At 74.3% G+C, this 20,947-nt stretch carries 20 protein-coding genes; 10 read left to right on the plus strand and 10 right to left on the minus strand.

All coding sequences use genetic code 11. The features are described 5' to 3' along the window. Nucleotides 1-713, plus strand: a 713-nt coding sequence (locus L1885_RS07995; RefSeq protein WP_268983793.1) for an SbcC/MukB-like Walker B domain-containing protein, incomplete at its 5' end; no start/stop codon positions are given. A 178-nt stretch (nucleotides 714-891) separates the two neighbouring features. On the opposite strand, the gene L1885_RS08000 is transcribed toward L1885_RS07995, so the two are convergent. Both L1885_RS08000 and L1885_RS08005 read right to left on the minus strand, forming a co-directional pair. After that, on the minus strand, nucleotides 892-2,574 hold the full coding sequence (locus tag L1885_RS08000; RefSeq protein WP_235796305.1) for a DUF885 domain-containing protein: 1,683 nt from the start codon (nucleotides 2,572-2,574) through the stop codon (nucleotides 892-894). Nucleotides 2,575-2,736: 162 nt separating this feature from the next. Beyond that, nucleotides 2,737-3,969: a GNAT family N-acetyltransferase gene (locus tag L1885_RS08005; protein ID WP_235796306.1), complete on the minus strand. Its 1,233-nt coding sequence runs from the start codon at nucleotides 3,967-3,969 to the stop codon at nucleotides 2,737-2,739. A gap of 988 nt (nucleotides 3,970-4,957) precedes the next feature. On the opposite strand from L1885_RS08005, the gene L1885_RS08010 reads away from it, so the two are divergent. After that, nucleotides 4,958-5,368, plus strand: coding sequence for a VOC family protein (locus L1885_RS08010; RefSeq protein WP_235796307.1), 411 nt, complete (start codon nucleotides 4,958-4,960; stop codon nucleotides 5,366-5,368). Between the two features lie 347 nt (nucleotides 5,369-5,715). Beyond that, the gene (locus tag L1885_RS08015) at nucleotides 5,716-6,477 is read left to right on the plus strand and encodes a GntR family transcriptional regulator (protein WP_235796308.1); all 762 of its coding nucleotides are present in this window, start codon (nucleotides 5,716-5,718) and stop codon (nucleotides 6,475-6,477) included. Nucleotides 6,478-6,734: 257 nt separating this feature from the next. On the opposite strand, the gene L1885_RS08020 is transcribed toward L1885_RS08015, so the two are convergent. After that, entirely contained in the window at nucleotides 6,735-6,938 is a 204-nt protein-coding gene (locus L1885_RS08020; protein ID WP_235796309.1) for a hypothetical protein, read from the minus strand. Nucleotides 6,939-7,207: 269 nt separating this feature from the next. After that, entirely contained in the window at nucleotides 7,208-8,365 is a 1,158-nt protein-coding gene (locus tag L1885_RS08025) for an ROK family transcriptional regulator (RefSeq protein WP_235796310.1), read from the minus strand. Nucleotides 8,366-8,754: 389 nt separating this feature from the next. On the opposite strand from L1885_RS08025, the gene L1885_RS08030 reads away from it, so the two are divergent. Continuing rightward, nucleotides 8,755-9,204 carry a hypothetical protein gene (locus tag L1885_RS08030; protein ID WP_235796311.1) on the plus strand — a complete coding sequence of 150 codons (450 nt, stop codon included), beginning with the start codon at nucleotides 8,755-8,757 and terminating at the stop codon, nucleotides 9,202-9,204. A gap of 214 nt (nucleotides 9,205-9,418) precedes the next feature. Here the strand turns inward: L1885_RS08030 and mug are convergent, their stop codons facing one another. The 5 genes from mug to L1885_RS08055 form a co-directional block, all read right to left on the minus strand. Beyond that, nucleotides 9,419-10,021: a G/U mismatch-specific DNA glycosylase gene (gene mug / locus L1885_RS08035; protein WP_235796312.1), complete on the minus strand. Its 603-nt coding sequence runs from the start codon at nucleotides 10,019-10,021 to the stop codon at nucleotides 9,419-9,421. 4 nt (nucleotides 10,022-10,025) lie between these two features. Then, nucleotides 10,026-11,465 carry an adenylosuccinate lyase gene (gene purB / locus L1885_RS08040; protein ID WP_235796313.1) on the minus strand — a complete coding sequence of 480 codons (1,440 nt, stop codon included), beginning with the start codon at nucleotides 11,463-11,465 and terminating at the stop codon, nucleotides 10,026-10,028. A gap of 161 nt (nucleotides 11,466-11,626) precedes the next feature. Next, nucleotides 11,627-12,400: an SGNH/GDSL hydrolase family protein gene (locus L1885_RS08045; protein ID WP_235796314.1), complete on the minus strand. Its 774-nt coding sequence runs from the start codon at nucleotides 12,398-12,400 to the stop codon at nucleotides 11,627-11,629. A 33-nt stretch (nucleotides 12,401-12,433) separates the two neighbouring features. Continuing rightward, nucleotides 12,434-13,447, minus strand: coding sequence for a hemolysin family protein (locus L1885_RS08050; protein ID WP_235796315.1), 1,014 nt, complete (start codon nucleotides 13,445-13,447; stop codon nucleotides 12,434-12,436). Beyond that, nucleotides 13,444-14,979, minus strand: a complete 1,536-nt coding sequence (locus L1885_RS08055; protein WP_235796316.1) for a hemolysin family protein — start codon at nucleotides 14,977-14,979, stop codon at nucleotides 13,444-13,446. Before L1885_RS08055 ends, L1885_RS08050 begins: the two co-directional genes overlap by 4 nt. A gap of 640 nt (nucleotides 14,980-15,619) precedes the next feature. Between L1885_RS08055 and L1885_RS08060 the strand changes: the two genes are divergently transcribed. The 6 genes from L1885_RS08060 (at nucleotide 15,620) to L1885_RS08085 (ending at nucleotide 20,181) form a co-directional block, all read left to right on the plus strand. Then, nucleotides 15,620-16,045 carry a universal stress protein gene (locus L1885_RS08060; RefSeq protein ID WP_235796317.1) on the plus strand — a complete coding sequence of 142 codons (426 nt, stop codon included), beginning with the start codon at nucleotides 15,620-15,622 and terminating at the stop codon, nucleotides 16,043-16,045. A 475-nt stretch (nucleotides 16,046-16,520) separates the two neighbouring features. Then, nucleotides 16,521-16,985, plus strand: a complete 465-nt coding sequence (locus tag L1885_RS08065) for an SRPBCC family protein (RefSeq protein WP_235796318.1) — start codon at nucleotides 16,521-16,523, stop codon at nucleotides 16,983-16,985. A gap of 332 nt (nucleotides 16,986-17,317) precedes the next feature. Beyond that, entirely contained in the window at nucleotides 17,318-17,860 is a 543-nt protein-coding gene (locus tag L1885_RS29120) for a cupin domain-containing protein (protein WP_235796319.1), read from the plus strand. Nucleotides 17,861-18,339: 479 nt separating this feature from the next. Beyond that, on the plus strand, nucleotides 18,340-19,419 hold the full coding sequence (locus L1885_RS29125) for a PP2C family protein-serine/threonine phosphatase (RefSeq protein ID WP_235796320.1): 1,080 nt from the start codon (nucleotides 18,340-18,342) through the stop codon (nucleotides 19,417-19,419). A gap of 166 nt (nucleotides 19,420-19,585) precedes the next feature. Further along, on the plus strand, nucleotides 19,586-19,813 hold the full coding sequence (locus L1885_RS08080; RefSeq protein ID WP_235796321.1) for a DUF6364 family protein: 228 nt from the start codon (nucleotides 19,586-19,588) through the stop codon (nucleotides 19,811-19,813). Then, a complete protein-coding gene (locus L1885_RS08085) occupies nucleotides 19,810-20,181 on the plus strand; it encodes a fic family toxin-antitoxin system, toxin component (protein ID WP_235796322.1) in 372 nt (123 codons plus the stop codon). The genes L1885_RS08080 and L1885_RS08085 overlap by 4 nt, the downstream gene beginning before the upstream one ends. A 305-nt stretch (nucleotides 20,182-20,486) precedes the next feature. On the opposite strand, the gene L1885_RS08090 is transcribed toward L1885_RS08085, so the two are convergent. Beyond that, nucleotides 20,487-20,858, minus strand: a complete 372-nt coding sequence (locus L1885_RS08090; RefSeq protein WP_235796323.1) for a VOC family protein — start codon at nucleotides 20,856-20,858, stop codon at nucleotides 20,487-20,489. Between the last annotated feature and the right edge of the window lie 89 nt (nucleotides 20,859-20,947).

Below are 20,947 nucleotides of genomic sequence, written 5' to 3' on the forward strand. Positions count from 1 at the left end.
CCGCCGCGGCCCGCGCCGCACACGACGCGGCGGAGCGTGCGCTGCGGGAGGCCGCCACGGCTCTCGCGGCGGCGGAGGAGCGCCGCGGGCAACTGCGCGATCTGAGCGCGCGGGCCGCGGCGGAGGTCACCGGCCTCGGCCCGCTGCGCGCCGCCTACGACCGCATCGCCGCGCTGGCCACGCTGACGGCGGGCACGTCCGCCGACAACGAGCGGCGGATGCGGCTCGAGTCGTACGTCCTGGCCGCGCGCCTCGAACAGGTCGCGGCGGCGGCGACCTTCCGCCTCCAGCACATGTCGTCCGGACGATACGTGCTGGAGCACACCGACGCCCGGACCGGCCAGCGCCGCTCCGGCCTCGGGCTCCAGGTGGTCGACGCCTGGACGGGCAGCGCCCGCGACACCGCCACCCTGTCGGGCGGCGAGACCTTCTTCGTCTCTCTGGCCCTCGCGCTCGGACTCGCCGACGTCGTCAGCGACGAGGCGGGGGGCGTGCGGCTCGACACGCTCTTCATCGACGAGGGCTTCGGCACCCTGGACGACCAGACGCTCGACGAGGTGCTCGACGTCCTCGACGGTCTGCGCGAACGCGACCGCAGCGTCGGCATCGTGAGCCACGTCGCCGATCTGCGCCGCCGCATCCCCGTGCAACTGGAGGTCGTCAAGGAGCGGCACGGCTCGGCCGTACGGCTCCATGCGGCGCCCGGCGACTGACGGCCCCGGCCGCCTTCCGGGAGGGCGGCCGGCCCGGGGCCGCGCGGCACCGGGTGCGAACCGCGCGGCACCGGCCGCGGCACGGCCGCGACCAGTCCCGTGCGGACCGAACGGGCCCGTCCTGCGGCGACCGGCACTCGCCGGAGCGGACGGACGGGCCCGCGTCCCCACGCGGCCGTCAGAGCTTCGACAGCACGTCGACCAGGTCGTCGAGGCCCAGGGAGCCCTGCGAGAGGGCGGCCATGTGCCAGGCCTTGAGGTCGAAGTCGTCGCCGTGCCGCTCCCGGGCCTTCTCCCGGCCCAGCAGCCAGGCGCGTTCGCCGAGCTTGTATCCGATGGCCTGTCCCGGCATGGACAGGTAGCGGACCAGCTCGCTCTCCACGAAGTCCGCGGGCCGGCCGCTGTGCATGCCGAAGAACTCCTGCGCGAGCGCGGGCGTCCACCGCTCGCCCGGGTGGAACGGCGAGCCGGCGGGGATCTCCAGCTCCAGGTGCATGCCGATGTCCACGATGACCCGGCAGGCGCGCATCATCTGCGCGTCCAGGTAGCCGAGCCTGCGCTCCGGGTCGGGCAGGAAGCCCAGCTCGTCCATCAGCCGCTCCGCGTACAGCGCCCACCCCTCGGCGTTCGCGCTGACCATGCCGACCGTCGCCTGGTAGCGCGAGAGACGGGACGCGACATGGGTCCACTGCGCGAGCTGGAGGTGGTGGCCCGGGACGCCCTCGTGGTACCAGGTCGACACGAGGTCGTACACGGGGAAGCGGGTCTCGCCCATCGTGGGCAGCCAGGTGCGCCCGGGGCGCGAGAAGTCCTCCGACGGCGGCGTGTAGTACGGGGCCGCCGCGCCGCCCGCCGGCGCGATCATGGCCTCCACCTTGCGTACCCGCGGCGCGAGTTCGAAGTGGGTGCCGTCCAGCGCCCCGATGGCCTCGTCCATCAGCTCCTGCAGCCACTTCTGGACCGCGTCGACGCCCTCGATGTGCTTGCCGTGCTCGTCGAGGTGCGCGAGCGCCTCCCAGGGCGTCGCACCCGGAACGATCTTCGCGGCCTCGGTCTCCATCTCGGCGCGCAGCCGGTGGTACTCGGACCAGCCGTACGCGTACGCCTCGTCGAGGTCCAGGTCCGTCCCGTTGAAGTACCGCGACCAACGCGCGTAGCGCTCGGCGCCCACGGTGTCCGGCGCGCCCGCGACGGCCGGGGCGTAGACGTCGCGCATCCAGTCCCGCAGGTCGCGGACGGCGGCCGTGGCCGCGCGCGCCGCGGCCGCCAGCTCCTCGGCCCGGGGTTCGGGCGCCTCGGCGACGAACTCGTCGAACCAGCCGCTCTTCTCGCCCGCCCACTCGGTGAGCTGTTCGACGAAGGTGGCCGTGGGACGCGGCCCGCCCTTGAGGCCCCGCTCCAGTCCGAGACCGAGCGAGGCGCGATAGCCCTCCAGCGCGGCGGGCACCGCGCCGAGCCGGGAGAGCACCGCCTCCCAGTCCTCGTCCGAAGCGGTGGGCATCAGGGTGAAGACCTCGCGGACGCTGTGCGCGGGGGAGTGCAGGTTGCTGACGGTGCACAGGTGCTCGTCGGCCTCGTACACGGCCAGCGCGGCCGTCAGGCGCTCGCGCAGCAGCCGGCCGCACAGCCGCTCGGCGTCGCTGTCGGCCCCCTCCCGCCGCTCGGCCTCGTCGAGTTCGGCGAGCGTGGCGCGGTCGAGCCGGGCCTGGGCGTCGGCCCCTGCCGGCGAGAAGTCCGGGAGGCGGCCGTTGCTCTCCTTCACGCCGAGGTACGTACCGGTGATGGGGTCGAGTTCGATGAGTGCGTCGACGTAGGCGTCGGCGACCTGGCGGGGCAGCGCGCTGCCGGAGGTGTCTGACATGTGGACATCCTCTCCGACAGGAGGCCGTCCGTCACACCCCCTTTCCCGGCCGTCCCGCGCGCCCCGCGCGCGAGGAGCGTCCTCCTCCTCTCCCGCCCGGACGGCGGGCGCCCGGCACCGGAGCCCGGAATCCCGGTGCCCGGACTGTCAGTGCTCGGACTGTCAGTGCTCGGACTGGCCGGCTCCGGAGAGCCCGGGGCCGCCGTCGGGAGCCAGGGCGTGCACGGCCTCGCCGTCGAGTGTCGCCGTGACGACGACGGTGGCGTCCTCCACCTGGTGGTCGAGCGGCAGTCCGAGCTCCCGCATCGCCGCGACCATCCCCGAGTTGGCCTTTCCGGTGACCGCGTACACGCCCGAGCAGCCGGCGCGCACCGCGAGAACGGTCAGCCGGCGCAGCAGCGCCGAGCCGATGCCGCGTCCCTGCCAGGCGTCCTCCACGAGCAGGGCGACCTCCGCCTCCTCGCCGTCCGGAAGCAGGTGGCCGAGCCCCACGAGCCGGCCGGACGCCGTGCGTGCGGCGAGCGTACGGGCGAACCGGGGGTGCAGGAGATGGCCGACGAGGCTGTCCGCGGCCTCGGCCGGGCCGCGGTAGCGCAGCCGCAGCGTCTGCTCGGAGCAACGGCGGTGCAGCGCGAGCGCCTCCGGCAGCGCCTCCGGGCCGGCCTCGCCGATCGTCACGTCCTCGCCGCCCGGCAGCGGGCCGCCCCGGCGTCCGTAGGGACGGCGGGGGCCGAGACGCGCGTCGAGCGCGACGAGCGCGCGGGCCCGGGCGAACTCGCTGGGGGTGAACGGGAGCGAGGGGCGTTCCACGACGACCGTGCCGCCGGTGCTGTCCCGCAGAAGCATCGAAGTGCCGTGCAGCACGCCGTCGGAGGGCGCGCTCTCGGCGGACGGCACGCCGGTGGGCGAGTACGCCGGTACGGTGCGCACCGAGCAGCGGCCGAGCAGGGCCCGCAGGGCGAGGGGCAGTTCGGCCGGGTCGAGCGCGGTGCGGGCCGCCAGCTCCAGGGCCCGGGCCGGGGCGTCGACCAGGTCGTGCGCGTCGGCGCGCTCGGCCCGGACGTCCGTGCCGCCGCCCCGCCGTGCCGCGGAGACCAGGTCGTCGAGGAGGAGCGCGGCGGGCGCGCGGAGCAGCAACTCGTCGACGGTGCCCGCGGTGAGCGGGTGCGTCTGCAGGGTCAGGATGTCGACCTGGCGCGCGGCGAGGGCGCCGCACAGCCGGGCGAGGCTGCCGGGCCGGTCCTCGACCGTGGCGCGCATCCGCCACAGGGACGTCTCGCCCGTGGTGGCGGCCGGGGGGAGGTCGGTTGCCCTCGAGAGGCGCAGGAACCCGGCGACGCGCTGGGACCAGGGGTGCGGTCCCCGCGCCTCCGGGGCGGAGGTCGGATCACTCATGTCACCACTCTGGCGAGTGGGTGTTTCGTGATCACGAACAGAGTATGTCTGGGAGATTAAGGCTGGTTTTGATTGCCTTTGGGTCATTTTTGGGCCGTTCCTGGCATCGGGTCGTCGATTCCAAGGACGCGACGTGGTCGCAGCTCGGTTCGCCCGCCGGCTTGCCGGTGCTGCCCTCCCGTCCGCCGCGCCCTGGGGAACGACGGATGCGTCGCGTGAGCCGCACCGCTCGACGGGCTGTGCGGACACGGACAGTATCCCCGCGGTCCGCCCGGGTGACGAGACGGCGTCGGTGACCGGTGGGAGCGCGCCGGGAGGCAGGGCCCGCGCCGTGGCGTGCGCGCCGCCGTGCGCCGTCGTACACGGCGCATCCCCGGGGCGCTCACCTGATGCTACGTCAGGAGCCCGCCGTGTGCGACGTGCTGTGCGGCGACGGATCGCGGCGGCGGCGGCGACGGGATGCGCGGAGCGCCGGGTGCCGGCAGCGGGGATGAGGGCCGGGCGCCGAGGACCCGGAATTGCGCGCCGAGGACCGAGGCGGACCTCGGTCGCGGGACCGAGGACTCGCGGCCGATCGACCCGGGCCGCGCGCGGAGCCTACGGTGGGTCGCGATCCGCCCCGCCCGCAGGTCCGAACTCCGTGGTGCGGCACCCCGGGAGGGGCGGATCGCCGCCCTCGGCGCGCGGGCCGGTCGTCTGCGCTCCGGCCGAATGCCGGTCCGGCGGATCCGGCCGACCCGGCGGACGGGCGGAGACGGCCGGACGGGCCGCGCCTTCGCGGACCGCGCCGGGCGCGTGCCGCCGCCCGCGCGGCCGGGGCGCCGTCGCGACCGGCGTGACGTCCGCTCCCGGACCTCGGGCGAGGCCCCGCTCGCCGAGGGCCGCGGCGGGCAGTCCCGGACGAGGGCGGAAGCGGCTTCCCGGTCCCGCCCGCTCCGGTGCTCTCGACCCGGCACGGAACCACCCGACCCGACCCGAAAGGACCCCCATGCCCTTCAGCGCCCGAACCCACGTCAGGATCGCCCGCCCCTCCCGCGACCTCACGGCGGCGGAACGCTTCTGGAGCGAGGGCCTCGGCCTGTCCGTCGTGTACCGGGACGAGGGCGGGCGGGAACCCGGCGAGCACGCCCTCCTGATGCTGGGGCTGCCGGAGGCGGACTGGCACCTGGAACTGGTGCGCGAGGAGTCGGCCCCCGTCGCGCCCCGCCCCACCGAGGAGGACCTGCTGGTCCTCTACCTGGCCGGCGAGGTTCCCGACGCCCTCGTCGAGCGGCTGGAGGCGTGCGGAGGCCGGCGGGTCCAGTCGCCGAACCCGTACTGGAACCGCTGGGGCGTCACGATCGAGGACCCGGACGGCTACCGGCTCGTGCTGTCCGTGCGCGACTGGTCCAACAGCTGAGACGCGCGAAGGGCGCGGGGTGCGGCGCACCACACCGCCGCGCACCCGCCCGACCCGCCCGGTGAGCCCGGTCCCCGGCCCCGGCCCGGACCTGGCCCGGAACCGCCGAGCCCCCGTGTCCCTTGCCCCACCGGGCGAAGGGCGCGGGGGCTCGCGCGCCGGCGCGGCGACGGATCACCGGCCGGCGGTCCGGTCGGGCCGCCGCCGGTGTCGTGGGAACGCTCCCAAAGGCCGGGCATTGGTCTTGACCAAGTCCCGCGGGCGTCCTATCGTCCTTTTTAGTGCAGGAACCTTTAATAAATAAGGGCATGGAATCCTGCCGGACATGGCGATCGTGGAGGCGCAGGGTGGGGACCACGCAGCTGGAGACAGTGCCGGAGCCGAAGTACTGGCACCTCAAGAACGTGCTCGGCGAAGCCCTCGACTCGGAGTTCGACGTCGGGGAGATCCTGCCCAACGAACGCGACCTGGCCGCGCGGTTCGGCGTCGCCCGGGCCACGCTCCGCCAGGCACTGGAGCAGCTCGAGCTGGAAGGCAGGCTGCAGCGCCGCCGCGGCGTCGGGACGACCGTGGCGCCGCCGCGCCTCGGCGTGGACGTCTCCACCACGTACGCGAACCGCCCCGGCGCCTCCGACGACGCGTGGAAGCCGCTCGACAGCACGGTCGCCGCCCCGCCCGCCGCCGTCGCCCGCATGCTGGAGGCGGACGGCGCCGACGAGGTGCACACGGTGCGCCGCATCCGCTCCGCACACGGCCAGTGCGTCGCGGCCGAGCTGCTGTACGTGCCGACCTCGTCCGTCCCCGATCTGTCCGCCATAGACGCGCCGTCGGGCCCCGCCCGCGCGCGCAGCGTGCTGCGTGAGCTGCAGCGCTCCGGCATCGAGGGGCAGGACAGGTCCGTCGAGCTCGGTTCGGCGCGCGCCGACGACGCGAAGGAACTCGACCGGCTGCCGGGCGCGCCGGTCCTGGTCGTGACCACCCGCTACCTGGCGGCAGGCCGCACGGCGGCCGTCTCCGTGGCCACCTACCGCGCCGACACGTGCCGCCTGACGTTCGGGGACACGGGCGAGGTCGAGATCAGCGACGAGCCGGAGCGCCGCGCCTCCTGACGCCCCGCGCCGGCCCGCCCGGCCCTTTCCGGAGCCGCCTTACCTGAGGCTCCGTCACGCCGCCCTCGGGCCGGCCCGGTTCGCCGGGCCGGCCCGTTCGCTTCGCGTGCAGTGCGGCGAGGCCCGTCCGTGCCGCCCCCCGTACGTCGCGCGTTGCGCCGTGACGGCCCGTTCCTGCGGCCCGCGCACTTCGCGTCTCGTGCCGGGCACGCCGGGGCGGCACGGTTCGCGTGGCGCTCGTTGCGACGGCGTCCTCGTCATGCCACGTCGCTGCGCGGTTCCTCCGGCGGGTCGGGAGGACGCGGCGGGCCCAGTCCGATCTCGCCGAGTGATCCGCGCATCATGACCGCCTCAAGGCATCCTGGGGTGACGTACTGTCCACCCTCCAGTTCGACCATCTCCTCCTGCGGCGCGCTCTCGCCGCAGCCGCACGCGCACACCACGTCCGTCGTCTCTGCCATGCATCCGAAGGTCGGGGCCGTGCGCGGGCCGGCGACAGGTGGCTTCCGGGGTCGCACGGACGCACGGACAGGGGCGCACCGCCGACGTCGCCCCATGGCTGCCGCGGGGCCGGCCCATTTGCCCGCGGGCACCGGCGCCGTCCTCGCGCGACCGCGCGTCCGCCCGCCCGCACGGGTCGCGGGCGGCGCGGGAGCGAACCGTGAGCAACGTCCCGCGGGACCCAAGTACCGCGTGTCAGCCCGTCCGTGCGGGCGCCCGCCTCAGCGCCTCAGCGGCGAGCCGTGACCGTCCGCTCCACCGCGAACAGCTCCTCCTCCACGTGGTCCAGCGCGAGCCGCAGCGCGCCGGTGGCCACGGCGGCCTCGCCGAGCATCGACAGCTCCACCCGGGGAGGGCGCAGGCAGAACCGGGACAGTTCCCGCCGCAGCGGTTCGAGCACACCGTCGAGCCCCGCCGCCCAGCCCCCGATCACCACCAGTTCGGGGTCGAGGGCGAGGGAGAGGGCCGCAACGTCGTGCACCAGCCGGCGGGTGAAGCGCTCCATGGCCTCGCCCGCGCGCGCGTCGCCCTCCTTGGCCAGCGCGAAGACCTTGGCCACGGCCTGCTCGTCGAGCGGATGCAGCGGCTCGTCGGTCGTCGAGAGCAGCGCCTCCGGCGTCGCCTCGCGGCCCAGCAGGTGCAGGGCGCCGATCTCGCCGGCGGCGCCGCCGAAACCCCGGTGCAGGCGGCCCCCGATGAGCGCGCCCGCGCCGGGGCTGAGCCCCGCGAGGACGAACACCACGTCGTCGGAGTCCGTGGCCACGCCCTTCCACTGCTCGGCGACGGCGGCCGCGTTCGCGTCGTTCTCCACGACCACCGGGCAGCGGAACGACCGGCGCAGCCGCTCCCCGAGCGGCAGGCCCGTCCAGCCGGGCAGCGCCGTGCCGAGCCGCACCGTGCCGTCGGCCTCGACGATGCCCGGGCTGCCGACGCCGACCGCCCGCAGCGAACCGCGGGCGACACCGGTGCGGCGCAGGACGTCCGCCACCACGTGCCGCACCCGGTCCAGGCGTTCGTCGGCCTCGGCGGTCTCGGACACCGCACGGCTGCCCGCCCCGATGATGCGCCCGTCGAGCGCGGACAGCAGGACGGACACCCGGTGCGGGCCGATCTCGACGCCCAGCAAGTGGCCCGCCTCCACCCGGAAGCGGAACTTGCGCGCGGGCCGTCCCTGCTTGCGCGCCTCGCCCTCGTCCGGGGGAGCCTCGACGACGAGTCCGCCCTGCATCAGGTCGTCCACGACGCCCTCGACGGTGGGGCGGGACAGGCCGGTGATCCGGCTCAGGTCGGTCAGGGTCAGGGGAGTGTTGTCGCGCAGCGCGTGCAGCACGACGGCGGAGTTGATCCGCCGCAGCAGGGAAGGGTCTCCGCCGGTCAGCCGCCCCACGTTTCCCTCCCCGCCCGTATACGTGTGTCCCGGGATGCTACCCGTCGGTTGCGTGCCGGGCGAGAGCCGGTCGGGGCCCGGCCCCCGTACGGACCGGCCTCCGGGCCCGGACCGTACGGCGGCAGGAGCCGACGGCACGGTGACCGCGCGGCCCGCGGGGCGGCCGAGGAGGCGCGGGGTATGCGGAGTCCGCTGCGCGCGGCGCCGAAGGCCGTGGCATTGGCGCATCCGGCTGCCGGAGCCGCGTCCTCCGCAGGCGCCGCGGCTTCCCGCGGGACTCGGCGGCGCCAGCTGCTCCTTGGACGGGCCGCGCCGAGGGGGAGGGACGATCGAGCCCGCGCACCGGCCCGGGGGCCCGCGATGTCGGCGGGGGCGGGTTTACTGGGACCATGACGTTCCGTGTTCCAGCCGCCGACCGCGCCGCCGTCGTCGAGCAGTTGCGCACGCGCGCCTTTCCCGAGCAGCGGACCAGAACGGAAGGGATCGTGAGCGCCCCTTCCTTCCACTGGGCCGAGCTGGGCGGAACGGCGCTGTGGGAGGGGGACGTTGCCGACGCGGAGGAACGGAAGGGCTGTCTGGACGCCGAGTGCCAGGGGCTCGTGCGCGCGCTCGCCCGCAAGTGGGAGGCGGAGCCGGAGACGTTCGGCCTCATGAGCCTGCTGATGCGGGATGCCGGCGGCGAGGAACTGCCGGAGCCGTGGGATCTCCTGGGCCGGAGCGTTCCCGAGCTGAACGTCTGGCACGTGGAGGGGCGCTGGATAGGCATAGGCGTCTCGGGCCTCGCGCAGGACCACGAACAGGCCCTGATCGCGGTGGTCACAGGGACCGACCCACCCTGAACGAGACGAGCCCCGAACGGGACAGGCCCCGGACGGGACAGGCCCCGGACGAGACGGGCCCCGAACGAGGGGGCCTCGAACGAGACGCCCCCGGAACGAACCCGACGGCGTGTTCACGGCAACCGCCGGATGACGGGGCCTCCTCGCGGGCGTGCCCCGGCGCCCTCCCGCGACACGTCGCGAGGAGGCCGGGCCGCCGCCCGGGCGAGGACCGTCAGCGGTGCTCGTCCGCGCCCGCGCCGGCGCCCGCGTCCGGCAGCCCGGCGGCCACGCGGAGCCCGGCGAACTCCTCCGCCATCGTCTGGAGCGTCCAATGGGCGTTGAGGCCGCTCGGGTTGGGAAGCACCCAGACGCCCGTGCCGCCGATCGTCCGTTCCTGCCGCCCTGTCCGGGCCGACTTGTCGTGGAAGGCCGTGCGGTAGGCCGTGATGCCCGCGACGGCGAGCCAGCGCGGCTCGAGCCGCCGCACCGTGGCGCGCAGCTCCTCGCCGCCCTCGCGCAGCTCCTCGTCGGTGAGTTCGTCGGCCCGCGCCGAGGCCCGGGCGACGACGTTCGTGATGCCGAGTCCGTACGCGAGCAACTCCTCCTGCTCGTCCGGGCGCAGTTGCCGCGGAGTGAAGCCCGAGAGGTGCAGCGCCGGCCAGAAGCGGTTGCCGGGGCGGGCGAAGTGGGCGCCGACCGCCGCCGAAAGCAGCCCCGGATTGATGCCGCAGAACAGCACCCGCAGGCCGGGCGCCGCCACGTCGGGGACGAGGCGGCCGCGTGCGGCCTCCAGCTGGGTGGGCGTGACGCGCGGCGCGCGAGGCGAGCGGGCCATCCCGTCAGAGGATGGAGCCCGGCGTGTAGCCGGCCGCGTCCGGTCGCTGCTTGACGATCTCCTCGATGCGCACGACGACCGTGGCGATCTGGTCCTCCGCGGCACCGGTGAAGGACAGCTTGTCCGCCATGAGCGCGTCCAGCTGGGCCCGGTCCAGGGGCATCCTGTCGTCGTCGGCGAGCCGGTCGAGGAGTTCGTTGCGCTCGGCCCCCTGCTCGCGCATCGCGAGCGCCGAGGCCACCGCGTGCTCCTTGATGACCTCGTGCGCGGCCTCCCGGCCGACACCCGCGCGCACGGCCGCCATGAGGACCTTCGTCGTCGCGAGGAAGGGCAGGTAGCGGTCGAGTTCACGCGCCACCACGGCGGGGAAGGCGCCGAACTCGTCCAGCACCGTCAGGAACGTCTCCAGCAGCCCGTCGAAGGCGAAGAAGGCGTCCGGCAGTGCCACGCGCCGCACCACGGAGCAGGACACGTCGCCCTCGTTCCACTGGTCCCCGGCGAGTTCGCCGGTCATCGACGCGTAGCCGCGCAGGATGACCATCAGGCCGTTGACGCGCTCGCAGGAGCGGGTGTTCATCTTGTGCGGCATCGCGGACGAGCCGACCTGCCCGGGCTTGAAGCCCTCGGTGACGAGTTCGTGGCCCGCCATCAGGCGGATCGTCTTCGCCACCGACGAGGGGGCGGCGGCCAGCTGGACCAGCGTCGAGACGACGTCGTAGTCGAGCGAGCGGGGGTAGACCTGGCCGACCGAGGTGAACTCCCGGCCGAAGCCGAGGTGTCCCGCGATCCGGCGCTCCAGGTCACCGAGCTTCCGTGCGTCGCCGCCGAGCAGGTCAAGCATGTCCTGGGACGTGCCGACGGGTCCCTTGACGCCCCGCAGCGGGTAGCGCTCCAGCAGGTTCTCCAGCCGCCCGTACGCGACGAGCAGCTCGTCGGCGGCGGTCGCGAAGCGCTTGCCGAGCGTGATGGCCTGGGCGGCGACGTTGTGCGAGCGGCCCGCCATCACCAGCGCCCCGTGCTCGGAGGCCAGCCGGCCCAGACGGGCCAGCACGGCGACCGTGCGGTCCCGCACGAGTTCGAGGGAGACCCGGATCTGGAGCTGCTCCACGTTCTCCGTGAGGTCGCGGGAAGTCATGCCCTTGTGGATCTGCTCGTGTCCCGCGAGCGCGTTGAACTCCTCGATACGCGCCTTCACGTCGTGCCGGGTGACCTTCTCACGCTCGGCGATCGACGCGAGGTCGACCTGGTCGAGCACCCGCTCGTAGTCGGCCACGGCCGTCTCCGGCACGTCGATGCCGAGGTCGGCCTGGGCCCGCAGCACGGCGAGCCACAGCTGCCGCTCCAGCTTGACCTTGTGCTCGGGGGACCAGACGACGGCCAGCTGCGTGGAGGCGTAGCGGCCGGCAAGGACATTGGGGATGCGTGGCTTCGCGGAGACTGTCACAGTGACGATTTTACTGTCACGTGCCGGTGGTCCCCGCCCGGCCTCGTGCCGCCCCGGCCGTGAGCCGCGCCGCACCGACGACGCGGGCTCCCCGGGGCGGCCGGGCGGACGGCTGACCGGCCCCCCGGCAGGTGCGGCCGGGCGCGGGCGGGCCGAGGCGGTCAGGACGACTCGTACGGCGCCAGTTCGGGGCGCTTGGGAGGCCGGCCGTCGCCCGACGAGCGGCCGGTGGCCCGACGGACGACCCAGGGCCACAGGTGTTCGCGGGCGAAGCGCAGGTCGCTGCCGCGCCGCAGCAGCCACCTCGGCGGCACGTGCGGCGGCAGGGCGGCCCGCCAGTCGTGCTGCGCCTCGTTGCCGAGGGACTCCCACACCGCCTCGGCGATGCGGCGGTGGCCCTCGGCCGTCGGGTGCAGCCGGTCCACGCCCCACAGCCGCTGGTCGGCGAGGACCGGCGTGCCGTACAGGTCCACGACGAGGGCGCCGTGCCGTGCGGCCAGGCCGTCGATGTGGGCGAACAGCTCCTCCATCCGGGGCCGCACCCGCTCCATCACCGGACCGTTGCGTCCCGGGCTGCGCATGAGGACCAGCTGCTTGCACGACGGGCGCAGCCGCTCGACCGCCTCGTCCAGCAGGCCGGTGACCCTGCCCATGTCGACCTTGGGGCGCAGCACGTCGTTGAGCCCGCCGACGAGCGTGACGAGGTCCGGCGCCATCGCCGCCGCCACGTCCACCTGCTCGTCGACGATCTGGCCGATCAGCTTGCCGCGCACCGCGAGATTCGCGTACCGGAACCCGGGGGTCCGTGCGGCGAAGCGCGCCGCGAGCAGGTCGGCCCAGCCGCGGTACGTACCGTCCGGCATCAGGTCGGACATGCCCTCCGTGAAGGAGTCCCCGACCGCCACAAAGCTCGTGTACTCGTCCATCGTCTCCATGACGCGGATGATCCTACCGCGCGGTAGGCACGCTCAGGCGTGCCGTCCGACCAGTTCGCGCAACACGTCCTCCATGGTCACCAGGCCCTCCAGCTTGCCGTCCTCGTCGAGCACCGCCGCCAGGTGGGTGCGGCTGCGGCGCAGCGCGGTGAGCACGTCGTCCATGGGTGTCGCGTCCCGGACCCGGGCGATCGGACGCATGTCGGCGACCGCGAAGGGCCGGTCGCGGTCGACCGCGTCCAGCGCGTCCTTCACGTGCAGGTAGCCGAGGATGCGGCGCGTCGAGTCGACGACGGGGAAGCGGGAGAAGCCCGAGTCGGCGGACAGCCGTTCGAGTTCGTCCGCGCTCACACCGAGGTGCGCCGAGACCACCCGCTCCAGGGGCATCACCACGTCGCGCACCGGGCGCCGGCCCAGCTCCAGCGCGTCGTGCAGCCGCTCCGACGCGCGGTCGTCCAGCAGCCCGGCGTGGCTGGTCTCCGTCACGAGCCTGCCGAGCTCGTCGTCCGAGAACGCGGCGGCGACCTCGTCCTTGGTGTCGACCCGCAGCAGTCGCAGCAGCAGGTTCGCGAAGGCGTTGATCGTGAAGATCACGGGCTTGAGGGCCCGGGCGAGGCCCACCAGCGGGGGCCCGAGGAGCAGGACGGTCCGCGCGGGCTCGGCGAGCGCGACGTTCTTCGGCACCATCTCGCCCAGGAGCATGTGCAGGTACGTCGCCACGACGAGCGCGAGCACGAACGAGATGGTGTGGCCGGCCCCGCTCGGCAGGCCCACGGCGTGGAAGAGCGGCTCCAGGATGTGCTCGATCGCGGGTTCCGCGACGATGCCGAGCACCAGCGTGCACAGCGTGATGCCGAGCTGCGCGGCGGCGAGCAGCGCGGAGACGTGCTCGAGCCCCCAGATCACGCGGCGGGCCCGCTTGTCGCCCTCCTCGGCGAGCGGCTCGATCTGGCTGCGGCGCGCGGAGACGAGCGAGAACTCGGCCCCGACGAAGAAGGCGTTGACGACGAGGGTGAGCAGGCCGACGACGAGCTGCACGGCGGTCATGCGCCGGCCCCCTCTCCGCCGCCGGGGGAGCCCGGGCCGTCCCGCCGGGGCCAGCCACGGCCGGGGTCCTGGTCGTCCGGGCCGCGGCCCCTCCCGTCCTGTGCGCGGGTCGCGCCGCGGGGGTCCTCGTGGTCCGGGTCGCGTCGCTTCGGGTCCTGCGCGGGGGTCGCGCCGCCGCTTGCGCGGCCCTCCCCGCCCGGTCCGCCGTGGTCGCCGTCCGGGCCGGGCAGGGGCGACCGCAGGGTCAGCCGGGCCGCCCTGCGCCCCCGGGCGTCGGACACCTCGACGCGCCACCCGTCCTCGGTGTCGACGGTGTCGCGCTCGCCGGGGATGCGCCCGAGCGCGGCGGCGACGTAGCCCGCGAGCGTCTCGTAGGGGCCCTCGGGCACCCGCAGGCCGATCGTCTCCAACTGGTCGGCACGCACCGCCCCGTCCACCGACCACAGTGCGCGCCCCGCCGCGTCCTCGCCGATGCGCGCCAGGTCGGGCGTCTCGTGCGGGTCGTGCTCGTCGCGCACCTCGCCCACGACCTCCTCGACGATGTCCTCCAGCGTCACCACCCCCGCCGTGCCGCCGTACTCGTCGATGACGACCGCCATGGTCCGGCGGCCCGTCAGGCGGTCGAGGAGCCGGTCGACGGTCAGGGTCTCCGGCACGAGCAGCGGCTCGCGCATGAGCGACGTGACGGAGCGCCGCGGCCGTTCCTGGGCGGGCACCGCCAGTACGTCCTTGATGTGCGCCGTGCCGACCACGGTGTCCAGCCCGCCCCGGTGCACCGGGAAACGCGACAGGCCCGTCGCGCGGGTGGCGTTCGCGACGTCCTCGGCCGTGGCCTGGACGTCGAGCGCCACCACCTGGACGCGCGGGGTCATCACGTTCTCGGCCGTCAGCTCGGCCAGGCTGAGGGTGCGGACGAACAGGTCGGCCGTGTCCGGCTCCAGCGCGCCCTCCTTGACGGAGTGGCGGGCGAGTGCGACCAGCTCCTGCGGCGAGCGTGCCGAGGCGAGCTCCTCGGTGGGTTCCAGGCCCAGCCGCCGCACGCTGCGGTTGGCCATGTTGTTGAGGTGGCTGATGAACGGCTTGAAGACCCTCGTGAAGTACGACTGGGGCGTCGCGACCACCTTCGCCACGGCGAGGGGGGAGGAGATCGCCCAGTTCTTCGGCACCAGCTCGCCGACGACCATCAGGAAGACGGTCGACAGGCCCGTGCCGATCACCAGCGCGACCGACGACGCCGCGGACGGCGAGAGCCCGGTGGCCTCGACGGGCCCGCGGATCAGACGCGACACGGAGGGCTCGGCGAGCATGCCGACGACCAGGTTGGTCACGGTGATGCCCAGCTGCGAGCCCGAGAGCTGGAACGTCAGGCTCCGCACCGCCCGAAGGGCACCGGACGCACCCCGTTCACCGCGTTCCGCGGCCTGTTCCAGATCGCTGCGCTCGATGGTCGTGAGGGAGAACTCCGCCGCCACGAACCCGCCGCAGAGCAGCGAGAGCAGCACCGCCACCACGAGCAGGAGGATCTCGGTCATCGGTTCACCTCCGCCCCATGATCGGTCAGGGGCGGGCGGAGCGCGGGACGCCGCTCCGTCCGCTCGCGGGGGGACGTGGTCTTGCGGGGAGGCTCGCCCATGGGCGGACGCTCACACCTTCCGGTGATCGGGGCCTGGAGGCCCGGGGAGGGACGACGACCTGACGGACCGACGGTAGAGAGGGACGGGAGCGCGGACACGAGGACGGATGCCCACCCATGGTAAAGGAATGGCAAAGTGATGTGGTCGTCAATCGGTCGGCGGCACCCGCGGGGCCGGGTCGGCCTGGCCGGCGGAGGTGGTGAGGGGGCGACGGCGCTGTCGGCCCTCGGTGCGCGCCTCCGGCGGGCAGGTGCGGCAGGTGCGGCCCCTGTGGTGGGCGTGGCGATGTCCCCCGAGTGCAGCGCGCAAGGATTCGAGCCCCATGTGGGATGAAAACGCCATACGGGACGAAACGGTCCAACAGGCGGTGTGGGGAATGTCCTGATCATGGGGCAGGTTGCTGCTGTCGTCGGCCGCAGGGACCGGCAGCGGGCGGCAGGCAGCAGCACCGGCGGATCGCGCGGCGCGAGAGCAGGGCCGTCCGGAAGTCGCCCGGCGCGCCACGAGGCGTCCGGGACAGCACGGAAGGATCGCAATCATGAGCGGCACCATCGTCGTGGGCGTCGACGGCTCGGAACCGTCCATCGAGGCACTGCGCTGGGCGGCGCGTCAGGCGCAGCTCACAGGGGACCGGCTGGAGGCCGTGATCGCGTGGGAGTACCCCGCCGGGATATGGGCGTCCATGGCCGCGGGCATCCCGCAGGAACTGGACCTCGAGAAGCTCGCCGGGCAGGCCCTCGACGAGGCGGTCGCCAAGGCTCTGGGCGGCGAGGACGCCGCGATCGAGCGCAGAGTCGTCAAGGGCCACGCCGCGCAGGCGCTCGTCGAGCTGTCCGCGGGCGCCTCGCTCGTGGTCGTCGGCGACCGGGGGCACAGCGGATTCACCGCCGCGCTCCTCGGCTCGGTCAGCACGCATGTCACCCAGCACGCGAAGTCCCCGGTCGTCGTCGTACGCGGCCGCTGAGCCGACGAACTCCGCGCAGGGCGCGCACCCCTGGCTCCGTCGGCCCGACACCGGGCCGCGGGAGGGGGTGCGCGCCCGCGCGCGGGCCCGGCTCGACGCGCCCGTGACGTACGCCGGGCGTTGTCCGGGACGCGCCGCGTCACTCGGCCGCTCGGGGGTCCGTTCGTCGGCACACCCGGTCTCCGCTGCCGCGCCGCATCCCGTCCCGCATCCCGCATCCGTACCGCGGGCCCCGCCCGGCTCGCGGGTCCGAGCGGGTCCCCCTAGCGTGGGGGCCACGGCGGGAGGAACGGGCGAGGTTCTTTCCGCGGCAGACCCGGCAGGGGCGTGGGCCCGAGGCCGAGGGGGAAGCCGGACGGCCGACGAGGAGGACGCGGCGAGGCGCCGGCACCGCACGCCGTCACCACACCATGACCATGGCGAAGGCCGGTGGTGGACGATGCCGTTGCGACGGAGCGTGAGCGGGACGCGGCCCATGGCCGACTCCTCGGTCAGGATCGCCCGCCCGCGCGGCGAGGTGTTCGCGTTCTACGAGGACTTCGGCAATCTCCCGCGCTTCCTGGGCGACGTCGAGTCGGTGGAGCGTCTGGCGCCCGGCACCTGGCGCTGGGTCGTGCAGGGTCCCATGGGCGCCCGGCTGCGCCGGGACGTGCGGGTGACCCGGCGGGACGAGGGCGCGTACCTCGCGTACGAGTCTGTTCCGGTGCTCGGGCTGAAGGCGCGCTGGGAGGTCCGCTTCACCTCGCGGGGCGACGGGGAGACCGAGGTGGACGAGGTGCTCTCCGCCCCGCTCGGCAGGCTGGGGCGGACGGCGCTCGCGGCCGTCGGCAAGCACCCGGCCGAGGAGGTGGCGGCGAACCTGCGCAGGCTCAAGGAGGTCCTCGAGACGGGCACCGTCACCTGCACCGCCCACTCGGCGCCGGGGAAGCGGTTCGGCTGACGCGCCCGGTCACCGGCTCTCGAGGTTTCCGGTCGGCCCCGCCCCCGCCGTACGCCTCTTGCCGCCGCCTCTTTCCGCGCGCCGGGGACCGGAGTGCGGGCCCGCCCGCGAGGCGGCAGGCTGGAAACTGCTGCGGAGGTGCCCCCAGGCGGGTCCACGGTGACCCGGGGAGCCGAAGACGGGCCGTGCGCCGTGCGCCGGTCGTCGAAGTCACGATCAAGGAATGCAATGGAACTGTCCGGACGGGAGTGCCGTTCCCTGAGGCTGTCCCCGGCGGCGGCCTCGCCGGGGCGCAGGGGTCCGGCCGGACGGCGGGCGAGGAGGTACAAGCCGTGGGCGACGTGAAGCGGACCCAGGTCACGGTGGTCCAGCCGGGGGAGGGCGACACCGTCGCGCTTCCCGGCTTCGGCGCCGTGTTCAAGCTCTTCGGCCGCGACAACGGCGGCGAAGTCGCCATCGTCGAGCACCCGTTCGCGGTCGGTGTGCTCACGGCGGCACACCGGCACACCCGGGAGGACGAGCACTCGCTCGTGCTGGAGGGCGAGATCGGCTTCCGCTCCGACGACAGCGAGATGGTGCTCGGCCCCGGCGGCTACATCACCAAGCCGCGCGGGCAGATGCACGCCATGTGGAACGCGGGCGACCGGCCGGGCCGCATCGTCGAGGTCATCACGCCGGGCGGGTTCGAGACGTACTTCCGCGAGCTCGGCGAACTCCTCGTCTCCCACGCGAACTCCGACGCCCAGGACGCGGGGCCCCTGCACGAACTGCCCGAGTTCGGCGAACTCGCGGACAAGTACGGCCTGACCTACGGCAATCCGGACTGGATGGACGACGTCGCGCGCAGGTACGGGCTGAACGCTCCGTCGCACTGAGCGCGCCTTCGCACTGAGCGAGCCTTGCGCGGAGCGAACGCGCCGTGGACCCGACGCGCCGGCGGGCAGAAGCGGCCCTCGCCCCGAATCGCCCTTGGGCCGGGGCCGCGCCCCACCCGAGTCGCCCCCCGACCGGGGCCGCCACGCCGGCGCCCCCGGCCCCCGCGCCGTCACGCGCTCAGTGGGCGGTCCGCCGCTCCAGAGCCGGCCACAGGGCCGCGACGACCGTTCCGCGTGCCGAGGATCGGGATCCCCGGTCACGGAGGGTGAGGTCGCGTCCGGGTTCGCGGACCGTACACTCGAAGGGTGTCCTTTGCGCGACCGGGTCGCCCGCAGGGCCCCACGCGGCGGAGAGCGGTGAATCACGCCAGGTGAGGGCGGAATCGCGCATGCCGCCCCGCCGCCCCGGGCCCGCGCGCCGCGGGGGCCGCGGGGAGAGCCGCTGGTGGTCGTTGATCACGCATGGTTACGGCCCACTCGTGGTCGCCCTCGTGATGCTCGCGGCGATCATCGCGGCCGGCTTCCTGCTGCCCAGGTCCCAGCACCTCGCCTCCCTCATGGTCATCGTGCCCGCCACGACGGCGGCCCTGGCCGGGGCCCGGATGACCGCTCTCATCGCCGTCCTGTCCTGCCTCTCCGCCCTCGCGCTCGACGCCCACGACGGCCTGCTCGACACCTCGATCTTCGCCGTGCACCTGCTGGCGGTCATCCTCGTGTCGGGGTTCGTGATCGCCTTCCGCCGTGTCCGGGAGCGCAACATCACCGAGCTCACCGAGGTGCGCGCGGTGTCGGAGACCGTGCAGCGCGTACTGCTGCGCCCTCTGCCGGAACGGGTCGGCGCCGTGCGGATCAAGGCGGTGTACCACGCGTCGCACCCGTACGCGATGGTCGGCGGCGACCTGTACGCGGCGGCCCGCAGTGCCGGGGGCGTCCGCATCGTCATCGGGGACGTCAAGGGCAAGGGGCTGCCCGCGGTCGACGACGCGGCCGCGCTGCTCGGCGCGTTCCGGAGCGCGCCGCACGGTGCCCTGACGCTGCCGCAGCTGGTGGCCGAGCTGGAGAGCAGCATGCGGACGCACTTCGAGGGGCCCGGGGCGTCCGGCGGCGGCGACCCGAGCGAGCGCTTCATCACGATGCTCGTCCTGGAGATCCCGGACGGGGAGGGGCACATCAGCATGGTCAACTGCGGGCATCCGCCGCCCTACCTGATCCTGCCGGACGAAACCGCGCTCGTGCCCTCCGAGCGGCCGTCGCCCCCCGTCGGGCTCGGCAGCGTGCGGGCCGAGGACTACCCGATCGACACGTTCCCGCTCGGCCGGCGCGCCACGATCCTCCTGTACACCGACGGGGCGATCGAGGCCCGGGACGCCGGCGGGACGTTCTACGACCTGGGTGCGAGGGTCGCCGCCTGGACGGAGCGCGATCGGGGCGACCTGCTCCAGTACGTGCTGGAAGGCCTCACGGAACATGTCGGGGGCGAGATGCGCCTCGACGACGACGTCGCCATGGTGGCGCTGACCTGCGAGCGGGCCGACGAGCGGGGCGGCGCCGGCCGCTGAGGTGCCCGCCCGCGGGCCGGCCGGCCGCGGCGAGAACCGTGCGGTCCCCCCCTCCCCGTCACCGGGACGGACACCCCTCCCCGCCGCCGGGGCGAACGCCTGTCCGGAGCCCCCGGGCGTACCCCGGGCCTTGCCGGTACTAGCATGCGCGCGCTAGCTTGGTTGCGTGGCCAAGACCCAGTTGAACGTGAGGGTGGACGAATCCACCGCCGAGGCCGCCAGACGGCAGGCCTCGCAACGTGGCGTGAGCGTGAACCGCTACATAGAAGAGCTGGTCCAGCGGGACGCGGGCGAGGCGGGCAGGGCGTTCGTCGAGTCCGCCGCCGACTTCATGAAGCAGTACGAATCCGTCTTCGTCGAGGAGTTCGGCGCGGAACGCGAAGGCAGGCGTTGACCTCGAAAATCGACCTTCCGTGGCTGCTGATGGTCGCCGAGCACCACACGCCGGGCGACCCTCACGTGACGGACTACGGCGCCCTCGTGGCTGCCGTCGGCCGGCACGACGCGGAGATCTTCGGCGTGCCCGTGTACAGCGACCCCTGCTCGCGGGCCGCGTCCCTGCTCCAGCTGCTGCTGCACGTGCCCGCACTGGAACGGTCCAACGCGATGTTCGCGTCGGCCGTCGCCTACGGCTATCTCGTCGCGGACGGGCAGAAGGTGGTGACCTCCCCCGAGGCCGTCCGCGACCTGGCGAAACTGGTCCGTGAGGGGACGGCTGACGTGCGGGCCATCGCGGAGGAGCTGCGGGGCTGGTGCCTGTGACCCGCCCGCCCGGGTGACGCAGGCCCCGCGCTCTCGACCCGCTGACGACCGCCGGCCCGGAGACCCGGGGATGCCGGCGCCGAGGAGCGCGGACGTCCACGACCTCCGGAGACCCCGGGAACACCGGAAACCTCGGGAACACCGGGAACCCCGAAAACCTCGGGAACCCCGAAAACCTCGGAAACCTCGGAAACCCCGAAAATCCCGGGAACACCGGGAACCCGAAAACCCCCGGGAACGGGCCCCTTCCGTCGCTGCTGCCGACGGCCTCGCGGGTCCGACCGGCGGCCGGGCCCGTCCGGTCCTCAGGCGCCGGCGGCCGGCTCGTCCGGGTGCCCGCTGACGAAGCAGAACTCGTTGCCCTCTGGATCGTGGAGCACCTGGAACTGGCCGTAGGTGTCGCTCACCAGCTCACCGAGGGGAACCGCGCCCAGTGCCACCGCCTCGGCCGTCGCGGCCGCGATGTCACCGGCGTCGAGGTCGAGATGCACCCGGTTCTTCACGGCCTTCGGCTCGGGCACCCGCTGGAAGGCCAGGCGGGGCAGGCCCGGCGCCTCGACGTACGTCCAGTGCGGTTCGCGGTCCACCCGCTCCGTGCCCAGCAGCGCGGCCCAGAAGCGGCCGAGGGAGGCGGGTTCGGAGCAGTCGAAGACGATCTCGTCGAGGCGTGCGCGCATGCGGCCATCCTAAGGAGCGGCGCGCCGGCGGGACGCCGGGGCCGCGCGCGGGAGCCGGCGGCGGAGGCACCCCCGCCGCCGGCACCCCC

The sequence above is a fragment of the Streptomyces fuscigenes genome (assembly GCF_021556455.1).
Classification (GTDB): Bacteria; Actinomycetota; Actinomycetes; order Streptomycetales; family Streptomycetaceae; genus Streptomyces; species Streptomyces fuscigenes.